The 14,263-nt window shown below is 47.0% G+C and carries 14 protein-coding genes; 7 read left to right on the plus strand and 7 right to left on the minus strand.

What is annotated here, in order from left to right:
- Window positions 1–15: 15 nt before the first annotated feature.
- The gene (locus QM717_RS05745) at window positions 16–975 is read right to left on the minus strand and encodes a TerC family protein (RefSeq protein ID WP_415035715.1); all 960 of its coding nucleotides are present in this window, start codon (window positions 973–975) and stop codon (window positions 16–18) included.
- Window positions 976–1,178: 203 nt separating this feature from the next.
- Between QM717_RS05745 and QM717_RS05750 the strand changes: the two genes are divergently transcribed.
- Window positions 1,179–3,365: a glutamine synthetase III gene (locus tag QM717_RS05750; RefSeq protein ID WP_415035717.1), complete on the plus strand. Its 2,187-nt coding sequence runs from the start codon at window positions 1,179–1,181 to the stop codon at window positions 3,363–3,365.
- A 67-nt stretch (window positions 3,366–3,432) separates the two neighbouring features.
- Here the strand turns inward: QM717_RS05750 and QM717_RS05755 are convergent, their stop codons facing one another.
- Both QM717_RS05755 and QM717_RS05760 read right to left on the minus strand, forming a co-directional pair.
- Window positions 3,433–4,551, minus strand: a complete 1,119-nt coding sequence (locus QM717_RS05755; protein WP_415035719.1) for a hypothetical protein — start codon at window positions 4,549–4,551, stop codon at window positions 3,433–3,435.
- A 3-nt stretch (window positions 4,552–4,554) separates the two neighbouring features.
- The gene (locus tag QM717_RS05760) at window positions 4,555–5,007 is read right to left on the minus strand and encodes a T9SS type A sorting domain-containing protein (RefSeq protein WP_415035721.1); all 453 of its coding nucleotides are present in this window, start codon (window positions 5,005–5,007) and stop codon (window positions 4,555–4,557) included.
- A gap of 97 nt (window positions 5,008–5,104) precedes the next feature.
- Here QM717_RS05760 and QM717_RS05765 point away from each other — a divergent pair, with 97 nt between their 5' ends.
- From QM717_RS05765 to QM717_RS05775, 3 genes are all read left to right on the plus strand, one after another.
- Window positions 5,105–5,998: an OmpA family protein gene (locus QM717_RS05765; protein WP_415035723.1), complete on the plus strand. Its 894-nt coding sequence runs from the start codon at window positions 5,105–5,107 to the stop codon at window positions 5,996–5,998.
- 5 nt (window positions 5,999–6,003) lie between these two features.
- Window positions 6,004–6,792, plus strand: a complete 789-nt coding sequence (locus QM717_RS05770; RefSeq protein ID WP_415035725.1) for an OmpA family protein — start codon at window positions 6,004–6,006, stop codon at window positions 6,790–6,792.
- A gap of 177 nt (window positions 6,793–6,969) precedes the next feature.
- On the plus strand, window positions 6,970–7,824 hold the full coding sequence (locus QM717_RS05775) for a hypothetical protein (protein WP_415035727.1): 855 nt from the start codon (window positions 6,970–6,972) through the stop codon (window positions 7,822–7,824).
- A 17-nt stretch (window positions 7,825–7,841) separates the two neighbouring features.
- On the opposite strand, the gene QM717_RS05780 is transcribed toward QM717_RS05775, so the two are convergent.
- Entirely contained in the window at window positions 7,842–8,411 is a 570-nt protein-coding gene (locus QM717_RS05780; protein WP_415035729.1) for a YdeI/OmpD-associated family protein, read from the minus strand.
- A gap of 268 nt (window positions 8,412–8,679) precedes the next feature.
- Between QM717_RS05780 and QM717_RS05785 the strand changes: the two genes are divergently transcribed.
- Complete coding sequence (locus tag QM717_RS05785; RefSeq protein ID WP_415035731.1) at window positions 8,680–9,858, plus strand: AIR synthase related protein; 1,179 nt, start codon at window positions 8,680–8,682, stop codon at window positions 9,856–9,858.
- Between the two features lie 212 nt (window positions 9,859–10,070).
- A complete protein-coding gene (locus tag QM717_RS05790) occupies window positions 10,071–10,667 on the plus strand; it encodes a GNAT family N-acetyltransferase (protein WP_415035733.1) in 597 nt (198 codons plus the stop codon).
- On the opposite strand, the gene QM717_RS05795 is transcribed toward QM717_RS05790, so the two are convergent.
- Window positions 10,664–11,104 (minus strand): hypothetical protein, encoded by a 441-nt coding sequence (locus tag QM717_RS05795; RefSeq protein WP_415035735.1) that lies wholly within the window; start codon window positions 11,102–11,104, stop codon window positions 10,664–10,666. The two genes, QM717_RS05790 and QM717_RS05795, sit on opposite strands and share 4 nt — an antisense overlap.
- Before the next feature lie 197 nt (window positions 11,105–11,301).
- On the opposite strand from QM717_RS05795, the gene QM717_RS05800 reads away from it, so the two are divergent.
- Window positions 11,302–11,739, plus strand: a complete 438-nt coding sequence (locus QM717_RS05800; protein ID WP_415035737.1) for a hypothetical protein — start codon at window positions 11,302–11,304, stop codon at window positions 11,737–11,739.
- Between the two features lie 47 nt (window positions 11,740–11,786).
- Here QM717_RS05800 and QM717_RS05805 read toward each other — a convergent pair whose 3' ends face one another.
- The gene (locus tag QM717_RS05805) at window positions 11,787–13,043 is read right to left on the minus strand and encodes a peptidylprolyl isomerase (protein WP_415035739.1); all 1,257 of its coding nucleotides are present in this window, start codon (window positions 13,041–13,043) and stop codon (window positions 11,787–11,789) included.
- Between the two features lie 89 nt (window positions 13,044–13,132).
- Window positions 13,133–14,251: a peptidylprolyl isomerase gene (locus QM717_RS05810; RefSeq protein WP_415035741.1), complete on the minus strand. Its 1,119-nt coding sequence runs from the start codon at window positions 14,249–14,251 to the stop codon at window positions 13,133–13,135.
- Window positions 14,252–14,263: the final 12 nt, after the last annotated feature.

Consider the following 14,263-nt stretch of genomic DNA (forward strand, 5'->3'; position numbering starts at 1 on the left):
AGAATGGGAAGGTTTTTAGATGCCTGCCGGTGGTTCGTTTTTGGCTTTGCTCATCGATACGAGAATGCCCACCAATAAAGACAAGGCGATGAATCCGAGCGAGCCCCATTCAGGGATTTCGAGGTAATCGTGCGCGAGCATTTTGACACCGACAAACGTCAGGATCGCAATCAAACTGTATTCAAGGTAACTGAACTTTTCGAGCATGTTGGCCAGGAAGAAATACATCGAACGCAAACCGAGGATTGCAAAAATATTCGAACTGAACACGATGAACGGGTCGGAAGTGATCGCCAAAATCGCCGGAACGGAATCGAGCGCAAACAAGACGTCCATCACTTCAATGACGATCAAGGCCACAAACAAAGGCGTCGCGTGCAATTTGTTGTGGATCCGTACAAAGAAATGTTCCTTGTCGTGGTGGCTCGTGATCGGGATGACTTTGCCGAGGATGCGGTAACCGAGGGAGTGCTTCGGGTCGAAATGTTCATCGGTTTCTTTCTTGAACAACATCTTGAGTGCCGTGAAAATCAGGAATGCACCAAACAAATAAGTCATCCAGCTAAACTTGTTGATCAAAATCACGCCAAAATAAATCATCAACCCGCGGAACACGACCGCGCCCAAAATCCCCCAGAACAAAATGCGGTGCTGGTATTTCTGCGGAATCTTGAAGGACGAAAAGATGATGGCAATTACAAAGATGTTGTCGATGCTCAGCGATAATTCGATCAGATAACCCGTTATGAATTTGACCGATGCCAGGTGCGGCTTGAGATTCGTAGGGTTTTCGATGTGGTTGTGCGCATACAGCCAATAAATGACGCCCGAAAAAAGGAACGAAAGCGTGACCCAAATCCCGGTCCACATGCTCGCTTCCTTCATGCTGATGATGTGCGGGTTTCTGTTGAATACACCCAGGTCGAGTGCAAGAAAAAAGACAATGGCTGATAAAAAGACAATCCAAACAAGCATAGGAAGCGGTTTTTAAGGTACACAAATATAAGTTTTCACATCGGATTTTTAAACTGACCCCCTGTAAAATTCACATAATTTTTTCATTTAATCGATAAAATGATAATTTACCCCGAAAAAATAGGGGGTAATATTTTATTTTGATAAAAAGTTATATATTTGCCCCAACAAATCACAGGGTTTAATTTTAAAAACTAATTTTTATGTCAACATTACGTTTTGAGGCACTGAAGGAAGCATCCAACAGAAAGCCGGTAAAATTTGAAGAGGCCGATAAGAAATCAGCGATTTTCGGCAGCAATGTGTTCAACGATGCAGCGATGAAGAAATTCCTCACTTCTGATGCTTACAAAGGCGTGAAAGATGCAGTCCAGCACGGCACCAAGATTGACCGAAAATTAGCCGATTACATCGCGATGGGAATGAAAGAATGGGCATTGTCCAAAGGCGTAACCCATTACACCCACTGGTTCCAACCCCTGACCGGAACGACGGCCGAAAAGCACGATGCGTTTTTTGAAACCGATTTCGAAGGCGGTTCGGTCGAAAAATTCGGCGGCGGACAGTTGGTACAACAAGAGCCAGACGCATCGAGTTTCCCGAACGGCGGAATCAGAAATACATTCGAGGCGCGTGGTTATACCGCTTGGGATCCGACTTCCCCGGCGTTCATCTTCGGGTCGACCTTGTGCATCCCGACCGTTTTCATTTCCTACACAGGGGAAGCCTTGGATTACAAAACGCCATTGTTGCGCGCGCTGCATTCGATTGACGAAGCGGCAACCGATGTGTGTAAATATTTCGACAAGAACGTAAAGAAAGTCACCGCGACTTTGGGATGGGAACAGGAATATTTTCTCGTGGACAAGGCCCTGGCCAATTCACGCCCTGACATTTTGATGACCGGAAGAACCTTGCTCGGCCACACTTCTGCCAAAGGACAGCAGTTGGACGACCACTATTTCGGCTCGATTCCGACCCGTGTGTTGCAATACATGAGGGAATTGGAGGAGGAATGCATGTATCTCGGAATTCCGGTAAAAACCCGCCACAATGAGGTAGCGCCTAACCAATACGAACTCGCACCGATCTTTGAAGAAACCAACCTCGCGGTCGACCACAACTCTTTGCTCATGGACGTGATGCAAAAGGTAGCCGAACGCCACGATTTCAAGGTGTTGTTCCACGAAAAGCCATTCATGGGCGTCAACGGTTCAGGAAAGCACAACAACTGGTCGATGGCGACCGATACGGGCGTCAACTTGTTGTCTCCGGGCAAAACTCCGATGAGCAACCTGCAATTCTTGACGTTCTTCATCAACACGATCAAAGCCGTAAATGTATACGAATCGTTATTGCGTGCGTCGATTGCAACGGCTTCAAACGACCACCGTTTGGGAGCCAATGAGGCACCGCCTGCGATTATTTCGGTATTCATCGGACAGCAATTGACCAAGGTGTTGGAGGAGCTCGAAGGCGTATCTACCGGTAAATTGTCTCCGGAAGAAAAAACCGACTTGAAGTTGAACGTAGTGGGTAAAATTCCAGACGTTTTGCTCGACAACACCGACAGAAACCGTACGTCGCCGTTTGCATTCACCGGAAACAAATTCGAATTCCGCGCCGTAGGTTCTTCTGCGAACTGCGCCAACGCGATGACGACTTTGAACGCGATCGTGGCCAAGCAATTGCGCGATTTCAAAAATGAAGTCGATGCGCTCATCGATAAAAAAGGACTCAAGAAAGACGAAGCGGTCTTCAACGTATTGCGCGAATACATCAAGCAGTCGAAGAACATCTTGTTCGAAGGCGACGGTTACAGCGAGGCTTGGGAAAAAGAAGCCAAGAAACGCGGGTTGAGCAACTTCAAGACGACCCCATCGGCTTTGAAGGCGAAAGTTTCGAAACAAGCACTCGATTTGTTCGGCGAACTCAACATCATGAACCATGTCGAGGTGGAAGCGCGTTACGAAATCGAACTCGAGGAATACACCAAGAAAATCCAGATCGAAGGACGTGTACTCGGTGACATCGCCAGAAACCACGTAATCCCGACGGCCATCCGTTACCAAAATACGCTTATCGAAAACGTCAAGGGCTTGAAGGAAATCTTCGGCAAGGACTTCGAGAAAGTGGCCAAGGAACAAATCAGCCTGATCAAGGAGATTTCGGCGCACATCGAAGGCATCAACACCAAGGTGGACGAAATGACCGAGGCGCGCAAAAAAGCCAACGCCTTGACCGACGCACACAAAATGGCCGATGCCTATTGCGAGAAGGTAAAACCGTATTTCGATGTCATCCGCGAACACTGCGACAAACTCGAATTGCTTGTGGACGATGAGGTTTGGACACTGACCAAATACCGCGAACTGTTGTTCACGAAATAATACCATTTTGAATTAGAAAAAAAGCCTGCTTTTCGGAGCAGGCTTTTTGTTTTTGAATGGTTTCGGATTAAATCTGTGTGATGGTATAGGTTCCCGAACCGTTGAAATTGATCGTGAGTTCTACCCTGTAATTTTTTGGTGTGGCGGTTACGTTCGGGAAATTGATCGAAGCCCCTTGAAATTCTATCGAGCCATCGGCAAGATTGTCCCCTACATTTGCGCCACTTCCGGATGTTGATGCGGTTGGAATCGAAAATTGAAAATTCGTTTCTGTGGCAGTACTTACACCATTGACGATGTAAGTAAAAATGTTGGTGCCTACATTATAAGTCGGGCTAATCGGCATGCCTTCAAAATACAGGCTTGGCGAAATAGACGCGGGTGTGTCAAAATGATATATTGGGTTTGGGCCGCCCGAATACCCAGTAGAAATCAGGTAGAAACCATTCGATGGAATGGTGTACGCGCTGCCGTTGACTACCAAATCGTTCATGCCATTGATTCCATAAACCGGAGATGCCGCATTGTTTTGCGAAAGGAATTTGATTTCGGTTCCGGAAGTAAAATATTTGTATCCAATTCTGTACGTAAAAAAGAAATGATCGGTACCCATCAACAAAGCCGTCGATGGATTGTAGCCGTTGAACGTTCCATAAGCGTATAAAGTTGCCGGAAGATTCGATGTGCTTCCCGAGGTCGGCAACGACAAAGTCCCGCCGTCATTGACCGACAAAGTATAAGGCGTTCCGTTTGGTGAAATTAGCGTAATCCCTTCGCCCGGACTCAAGACGAGCGATTCGGCGGCCATCGCGTAAGGAACCGTCAACAATTGCGAAGTGCCCACGAGCGCATAATTCGTGCCGCCGGCCACATCCATTTCCACTTTGAGGAACTTGAAATTGGTTTTCCAGTTGATGCCGGCAAAAACGCCGAAAGTCGCTGTTCCCTGCCCGATCACGAGATTGAAAAGCCCTTGCGGATTGGTCGTTTTCGTCTGGGTTTCGGTATACAAAACCGTTCCCGATGCTGAGTTGTCCAAAATCGAAAGGCGTACGCCCACGTTCGAATTCACGACTGGATTGCCCGATCCGTTCAAGGCGATCGCCTGATAAGAAATGCCTTGTGGCACCTGCGCCCAACAAAGCGTCGTAGCTAAAATTGCGAATAATTGTAAAAGTCTGTTCATGTCTTAGTGTTTGATGATTGTAAAGGTTTGGAATGTCTTGTCTTGGAATTGGATCAGGAAAATACCGGTCGGTAAAGTTTCCAGATCGATCGATTGTGCTTCGGAAACTGCCGTTTGCAAGGCGCATTTTCCTGTTTGGTCATAAACGGAAACTTTTTTCCCGGCCAGGTTGTCTTTGCCGGAAAAGAACAATTTGGCCGCAGTCGGGTTCGGGTAAACAGTAATGTTTTCGGTCAGTTCGAATCGGGTTACTTCCAAAGTCGCATTGTGCGTGGCCAAAATCCCGATCATGCCCGAGCTCGACTGGTTCGCGTTGACCGAATTGACTATAATCTCGCCGATCGAAACCGATGAGGCCGTCGTGATCAAACTGCCCGAATTGACACTTTGTATCACCGATTGGGCATAGCCCATCGAAGCGGTCAATAGAATTAAAGTTAATAGTCTGTGTTTCATATGTTTTGCGTTTGAGACAAACATATCGATAAAAATCTAAATTCTGTTACAGAAAAACCATATTTTGCGTAACTTTCGTAATCCAATAAACAAACGAATGAAATTTGCCACCCTGATCTTGTTTTGCCTGACCTTCTTTGGCTTGTCCGCGCAGGAACAATTCGCTGTGTTTTTCGACAGCAATAAATTCGAACTGAAGAAATCCGAAAACGACAAATTCCAAGCCTGGATGAAACAGTATCCCGATGTCAAGATCGTCGCCATCAACGGCTATACCGACGAAGACGGAACGACCGGATTCAACGACACGCTCGCGCAAAGACGCGTACAAACGATATTCAGGGCCATCAACGGCAAAATTAAAATCCGAGATGATTTCAAGACGCGCAGTTTTGGCGAACAACACAACCTTTCAAAAAACAAGGCCGAAAACCGCAAGGTGACGATTTACTATATTCTTGCCAAGGATTTGCCGCGCGAGAACGAAATCCTCGGCATAAAGCCTGAGCCGGTAAAACCCGCGGAGCCCGAGCCCAAAAAAGAAATCAAATATCCCGAGCGCATCGTACTGGAAAACCCAGACGGTACCAAAGCCGAATACCAGCTTGATGTCCATTTCATGAAGCAAATTGGGGAGGCCAAGGTAGGCGAGAAGCTCAAGATCGAGAACCTCAATTTTGTGATCAATACATTTGCCGTCGTACCTGAATCGCGCCGCAAATTGTACGAACTGCTGATCGTCATGGAAATGAACCCGAAACTCGTCATCGAAATCCAGGGCCATTTGTGCTGCATGCCCAGCGACAAACAGGATTTGTCCACCAAACGGGCCAAGGCGGTGCAGCAATTCCTGGTCAAGAACGGCATCGCCAATGACCGGATCACCTACAAGGGTTTTGGCAGCGCGCAGCCCATTTACCCGATTCCCGAAAAGGACGAACCGCAACGTGCGGCCAACCGCCGTGTAGAAATCGCGATTGTTTCCAATTGACGCCGATGAGAATCCAAACCGTCATATTGTTCTGGTTCTTTACGCTGAGCGCTTTTGCACAGCAACGGCTGACGGTTTATTTCGATTTCGACCAATACCATTTGAACGAAACCGCCGTGCAGCAGCTCAACTCCTGGATTGCCGACAACGACCACATCGAAGTGGGCAAGATCTACGGTTTTTGCGATTGGAAAGGGACGAATATTTACAACGATTCGCTTTCGCTCAAACGCGTCAAGACGGTGTTGGATTACATGAACGCGAACAAGATCAAAGTACGCGAAGGGTATGAGATTCGTGGTTTCGGGGAAGATTTCGTGCAATCGAAAAACCAAGGCGAGAATAGAAAAGTCGTCATTGTATACGAAGTCAATAAACAGGAAAAAGCGGTTCCGGTTGTTCCGGCAGCGCCGACGTTGCAACAGAAAATCAAGGATGCCAAAACCGGCGATTACATCACGTTGGAGAACATTCATTTCTTCAATATGTCGCCGCGCATTTTACCCAAATCCAAACCGGTCCTGTATGAATTGCTGTGTGCGATGCAGGACAACCCGAAGCTCAAGATCGACATCCAAGGGCACATTTGCTGCCAGACCGAAGGCGACATCAACAACCTGTCGGTGATGCGGGCCAGGGCAATCTACAGCTATTTGGTTGCGAACAAAATCAACCGCAAACGATTGTCGTATCAAGGTTTTGGCGTGACCAAGCCCATCCACCCGATTCCGGAGCAGAACGAACAGCAGCAAAATGAAAACCGCCGTGTGGAGATCATGATTGTGGAGCATTGAAAAATAAAACAATACGTAAGATATCAATAGAACAGATCGGCATTACTCGGTCCTACTTTAGGAATTCGGCCATAATGGAATTGCAGGAGTATGAAAATGCAATATGTTTGTATACAGATGATTAGGTTTTTATTTCTGTTTTGAAGATGTAAATTGTTTCACTCAAGATCGCTTCACATGATTTGGAAAATGCTAAGAATATTGCTTACGCTGATTTTGATATTGTTTCCTTTTTGGGGAGGCGCATTGATCAGTGGTTATACGCCTTACAAAGAAGGCAACAGTGTAGCGCATTACGCCATCATTTATTGTACGGTAATTATTGTCGCTGCGCTGATCTTGTTTTATCTTACTTTTCGTTTCAAGAATGCTTTTATTCAGCCTGTATTACCAGGCATTATCTTATTTTTCATCGGGGTTATCATGTTGGGTATTGCAGGATTGGCGGCGGGGCCAGATTTGAGTGTAAAAATGCTCGAACATCCTGAAAGAGAACATTTCAGGTATGTTTTGCTGTCTGTCGGTGCATTTTTATTTTGCTTCTATTTTATTAATTTGTTCATTGGCCAGGCATTGAATCTTAAAGCCTTTTCGAAAGGGTTGATGATTGTACTATTTGCTGTTTCCATGGCTGAAATGTTATGGGAATTTAACCACCATTATCATTATCCTGAAGGGCTCAAGCTTTGGATTGAAAGCGGTCACAAGGCAGAAGATTTTAATAAGAATTATGACAATCACGATGTGGGAAGTATCGGTGCAGTTGGTCGTTTGGCCATTTACAGTTTAATTTTATGGTTGTCGGTTGGCATGTATAAAATGAGAAAGATAAATTTGTGGAATCCAATCCTGACCGCATTCTTTTGTGGATTAGGGATCCTTTCTTCCATCACTACATTTGCGTATTTCAAATTTGGGATAGAAATGCCTAAAGAAATGGGCTTTCTAATTGTATTTTTTATTCCCGGAATTCCTTTCCTGATTTTGTATTGGATCGGTATCGCCATGTTGACCAGAAAACCGATACAGTAATATTGGATTTAAAAAAATTACCGCGCCGCTTGTTTCCATCTTTTTCCTTCAGCGCTGTCGGCGATGACGCTTTCCAATCGTGAAATCCGCGTTTTTTCCTGTTTGGCCGTCATGATCAGATGGATGACGACCTTGCGGTATCCGGGCGGTTGCGCATTGAAAAATTCCCAGGCTTTTGGGTTGGATTTGAATTGTTTCTCGTATTCGGGGGCGAGCGTCTTGGCTTGGCTTTCGTGCGAATAGATTTTCGATTTGCTTTCCTTGCGTTTGGCAAAGGCGGTATGTCCGGCGGGTTGCATGAGCCCGGCTTTTGTGAGCACCTCCATTTTGTTGATGTTGACCGCGCTCCAGATGCTGTCGGCCTTGCGCGGCGTGATGCGGATGCACCAGCGTTCGTCATCGATCGATTTGCTGCGGCCGTCGATCCAGCCGAAACACAACACCTGATCCACGAGTTCGCTCCAGGACATATTTTCCTTTTTCGTGCCTTTTTTATAAAGCCCGACAATGAGTTCGGTTTGATTGTCGTGGTTCTTTTCGAGCCATTTTCTAAGCTCGTGTTGGTCTTTGAAGAAATGCGGATTCATTAATTGGATTGTCGGATTGTCGGATTTTCAGAATGAGGACTGTTTTCAAATTTAAATAAAATTTGGATGCAATGGAAAATCCCTAGCCCCGATGGAAGCGGAAATCCTTTTTTAAGGATTGCCCGGAGCTTGCGACGGGAAATACAATCCTTGAAAAAGATTGCAGCGTACAGCGGGAACCAGCTCCTAAAAAAAACCGAAAATCTGACAATCCGAAAATCTGAAAATCCCAAAATCCAACGTATCTTTGCGCCACAACAACACTACTATGAGTCAAGACACTTCCAAAAGATACGCGATGCGCGGCGTTTCGGCGGCCAAAGAAGACGTACACGCGGCGATCAAAAACATCGACAAAGGTTTATTTCCGAAGGCTTTCTGTAAAATCGTCCCCGATTATTTGACGGGCGACGATGCCTATTGCCTGATCATGCACGCCGACGGTGCGGGAACGAAATCGTCCTTGGCGTATCTGTATTGGAAGGAAACCGGCGATATTTCGGTGTGGAAAGGCATCGCGCAGGATGCACTGATCATGAACATTGATGATTTGTTGTGTGTGGGCGCGACCGATAACATCATGCTGTCATCGACCATTGGAAGAAACAAGAATCTCGTTCCGGGCGAAGTCATTTCGGCCATCATCAACGGTACCGAAGAACTCATCGAAGAACTCCAAAATTTTGGCGTCACGATCCATTCTACCGGTGGCGAAACTGCCGATGTGGGCGATCTGGTGCGCACGATCATCGTCGATTCTACGGTGACGGCGCGCATGAAACGCAGCGATGTCATCGACAATGCGAACATCCGGCCCGGCGATGTGATTGTTGGTTTGGCCTCTTTCGGACAGGCGACTTATGAAAAATCGTATAATGGCGGGATGGGCAGCAACGGCTTGACCTCGGCACGCCACGACGTGTTTGCGAAATACTTGGCCGAAAAATACCCGGAAAGTTTCGATGCGGCAGTGCCGAACGAATTGGTGTATTCGGGCCAAACGAAATTGACCGATGCCGTTGAAAATTCCCCGATCGACGCCGGAAAATTGGTGCTTTCCCCGACGCGGACTTACGCACCGATCATCAAAAAAATCTTATCGAAATACACACCAAGCGACATCCACGGCATGGTGCATTGTTCGGGTGGCGCGCAAACCAAGGTGTTGCATTTTGTAGACCAGGTGCACGTGATCAAGGACAATCTGTTTGCGGTTCCGCCGTTGTTCCAACTCATCCAGCAGCAATCCAAAACCGACTGGAAGGAAATGTACCAGGTGTTCAATTGCGGCCACCGTATGGAATTGTATATTCCGGCCGAAATCGCGAATGACATCATCGAAATTTCCCAATCATTCGGCGTCGATGCGCAAATCGTGGGTCGGGTAGAGGCTTCGGAAAATAAAAAGCTTACGATTACAAGCGCGTTTGGGGTTTTTGAATATTAGGAGCTTTTTCCCGCTGTCCGTTGCAATCTTTTTTGTGTGACGTTTGTCATTTCGACCAACGGGAGACTCGAGCGTCAGCGAACTGGCGAAGCAAATCTCAAAAAAGGGTTTCCACAGCTCCCGAAACGTCGGGACGGGCTAGAAAAACCGGCGTTAATCGGCGACCGTCCGCTTCATCGGCGTTCAAATAAATCATCATCAAAATCAAAATCATGAGCACATTCCATTTCAATCAAGACTACATCCTTGAAGACGATGTCGTCAGGCTTTCCCCGTTGAAACAAGCCGACATCGAAAACCTGTTGCCTTTCTCTTTAAACGAAACCGAAATCTGGAAATATTCCTCGCTTCCGGTCATCGGCAGGGAAAACTTCACGAGCTACATCGAACTCGCGCTCGCCAACCGCGACAAGCAAACCGAATACGCGTTTTCGGTCTACGACAAAAGGACGATCCAATATGCCGGAAGCACGCGTTTTTACGACATCCAGCTCCAAAACCAAACGCTGCAGCTCGGTTATACTTGGTATGGCCAGCAATTCCACGGCACAGGATTGAATCGCCATTGCAAGTATTTGTTGCTGCAATTCGCGTTTGAATTCATGGACATGGAACGCGTCGAATTCCGCGCCGACAACAACAATGCACGCAGCATCGCCGCGATGAAAGCCATCGGTTGCAAGGTAGACGGGGTATTGCGTGCCAACATGCGCAAATTAGACGGTGGCCGTCGCGACAGCATCGTCTTGAGCATCCTCAAAGAAGAATGGTTTACAACAGTAAGGCAGAACCTAAAGGCGAAACTTTAACGAACGGTCGGCGCTTCGGGAAGAAAAAAACACAATGCAGTGATTGCGGTAATGACGGTTGTCCGGAACAATAAATTGCGGTAATAAGGGTCAAGACTGGCATCGGGATTGTTTTTGCGCAACAGGAATTGAACGACAAGCAACGGTACGCAAGGAATAATCCCAATCAGCAACATGATTCCCGATCCGGGCCAACGCATCAATGCGAACAGGATGCCGTAGACCGGAGCCGAAAGAAACATTCCAGAAACGACCGACAAGCCTATTTTCTGTTCCTTGAATGTTTTGCCCGAAAGGAAATAAAATCCGAATGGGAAATACAAAATGGATAAGATACCGAGCGTCAAAATGATTAAAATGCTTGCGCCGGGAAGATTGAGGCACTTCAAAAGGATTCCGACCAGGAACAGGCCAAAGAGGATTTTTTCCGTTTTCATCTTTCAAATAACCCAAAATTATTTGAGATTTCCAAAGAAAAAAGCCTTCGCAGAAGAGAGGCAAAGGCTTTTCACAAAACATAAACAAACAAATAATAAAATATTATTACAGTATTTTTAGGATGAAGAAAGCGCAAAAGGGTTGCGCACCCCGAAGCGGCAAAAGCGAAATTATTTACCTTTGCGAAAAACAAACCATGAAAATCAACCCCAAACACGGCATTGACAAATTGCTTTTCGGGATGAAACTGGCCGATGTTTCGGCCGTTTACGGCAAACCGGACAAAGAATATAAGGACGAGGACGACAACTTGATCGCGTTGTACAACGAGCAGAAATTCCGGCTTACTTTTTACCAGGAAGAAGACCTGAAGCTGGGTTACATCATCGCTTCGGATCCCGGGCTCGAATTGACGGGCATCAAAATGATGGGCCGAAAGGCACTCGATGTACAAAACGAATTGCGCGATAAAGGATTCCAGAAATGGACCAAGGAAGGCTACGACACTTACGAGAATTGGTTCAACGAAGACCACTGGACCGTCCTGCAAACCGAGTTCGATGTGGTCGTCAAGTTTGAAATGGGCGCCATCATCAACGACAAGGACGAATTCGACTGGAAATTCAAGGGATAAAAAAAGGGATTACGATTGTAATCCCTTTTTTATGCTTGTAATAAAACTTACTGTTTGGTTGTGCCGGTAGGAGCCACTGGCGTAGGTTGTTTCTCGAGCATTTCCACTTCGAAGATGATGTTGGCATTCGGTGGAATCACACCACCGGCACCCTGTGCACCATATCCCAGGTTGGCTGGAATGAAGAAAATCGCTTTTTCGCCGAAACTCATGTTGTTCAATCCTTCGAGGAATCCCGGAATCAGGCCGCTCTTGTTGCCCATCTGGAACGGGAACGGCTGGTAGCCATTTTGCTTGGCGCGGTTCTCGTCATATTTTCCGTAAGTTTTGACCACGTCCTCTACGCTGCTGTCGAACAAGGTGCCGTCTTCGAGATAACCCGCGTAGTGCACATAAACGGTCGTATTTTCGGTTGGTTTTCTACCGTCACCTGCTTTGAGTGTGCCGTATTCAAGTCCGGTTTCCGATTTTTTGGTCTTGGCTCTCAAAGTGGCCAATTCTTTTACCTTGGCGGCTTTTACCGGTGCATATTTCTCGTCGTAGATTCTTTTGTTTTCGGCATCGATTGCGGCTTGTTTCTTTTGCGCTTCGGCTCTTTCGGCAGCTTCCTTGGCTTTTTGCTCGGCAATTTTCTTGTCTTCTTCCGGTTTGGTCAGCATGTAGGCGGCAAACACTTTGGCGGCATCGAATTTTTTGGCCTCGGCGCCTTTTCTTTCGATTGTTACTTTGGTCATGACGTCATTTTGCTCGATCGCATTCACCACTTCTTGTCCCGAAGTCACGTAGCCAAAAATAGTGTGTTTTCCAGTGAGCCATGGCGTTTCTTTGTGGGTGATGAAAAACTGGCTGCCATTGGTCATCGGGCCTGAATTGGCCATCGCCAAAATACCGCCCTTGTCGAATTTGAATTCCGGTACAAACTCATCCTTGAAGCTGTATCCGGGACCGCCTTGTCCTGTTCCCAATGGGTCGCCGCCCTGGATCATGAAATCCTTGATCACGCGGTGAAACTTGAGTCCGTCAAAGTAACGCTTTCCTTTCATGTCTTCTTTGACCGAAGCGTTGTTTCCTTCGACGAGCGATACGAAGTTGGCCACGGTCACCGGGGCTTTTTGGTACTCGAGCTTGACGGTTATTTTTCCTTTGCTGGTTTCAAAAATGGCGTACATGCCATCGGCAGCAGGGGCCGAAGGGGTTTTCTTGGCTGTTGCGGCGGGTTTTTTGGCTGCGGCCGGTTTTTTTGCATTTTGGGCCTGAGCGGTAATCATTCCCAGAAATAATAAAGCGATAATTCTAAGTTTCATTTGAATCGATTAAAAATTTCCTTACTCATTTCGCAATTGCAGGGACTTTCAGGTTTATTCCCTTATAGTGTTATAGTATGGTTTCTAAATCAAGGTTTGTCGCGCAATTCGACCTCAAATATGATGTTGGCATTCGGTGGAATCACACCGCCCGCACCCTGTGCACCATAGGCCAAATGCGCCGGGATGAATAAGGTTGCTTTGTCGCCGATGCCCATTTTTTCGATGCCTTCGACAAATCCCGGAATCATACCGGTTTTGTTTCCGGCCATAAATGGAATCGGTTCGTAACCATGCTGGGCGGCCCTGTTTTGGTCGAATTTGCCAAAAGCGGCGGCGGTTTCGGCCACACTGGTGTCGAACAATTCACCGTTTTCGAGGAATCCGGCATAGTGAATGAACACCTGGCTGCCTTCGGCGGGTTTTTTGCCCGTGCCTTTGGTGGTGATTTTGTATTGCAAGCCCGAAGCGGATTTCTGGGCTTCTTTTTTCAAAGCGCCAAATTCGGCTACTTTCTGTTCCTTGATGGCTTTGTATTTGGCTTCGTAGATGCGTTTGTTTTCGGCATCGATGGCAGCCTGTTTCTTTTGGTTTTCGGCCTCTTTGGTAAAGAAATCAGAGAAGACTTTGGCCGCGTCGAATTTCTTTGCCGCTTCTCCTTTGCGGATGATGGTCACCGAAATGATGTCGTCGTTGACATCGATCTGGTTCACGATGTCCATCCCGTTTTCGACCACATGGCCAAAAATCGTATGCTTGCCATCGAGCCATGGGGTAGCCGATTGGGTAATGAAAAACTGGCTGCTGTTGGTCACCGGACCAGAATTGGCCATGCCCAAAATCCCATCTTTGTCAAATGACAACCCCGGTGCAATTTCATCGCGGAAACGGTAACCGGCATCCCCAGAACCATTGCCCAGCGGATCGCCGCCCTGGATCACAAATCCTTTTTCTACGCGGTGCCATTTCATGTCGTCGAAAAAAGGCTTGCCTTTGAATTCCTCGCTGACAAAATTGTTTTTGCCTTCGGCCAGGCTGACGAAATTGGCTACCGTAAACGGCACTTTTTCAAATTCGAGCGCCACGATGATGTTGCCTTTGTTGGTTTCGATGTTGGCGTACAGGCCGTCGGGGAGGTTACTGTGCTCGTCTTTGCATGAAGCCAAAGTGACGATGGCCAACAGTAACAGTAAAAATCGGTTCTTCATTTTTAGAGGTGA

It is taken from the genome of Flavobacterium sp. (genome assembly GCF_047602195.1).
Taxonomy (GTDB): Bacteria; Bacteroidota; Bacteroidia; order Flavobacteriales; family Flavobacteriaceae; genus Flavobacterium.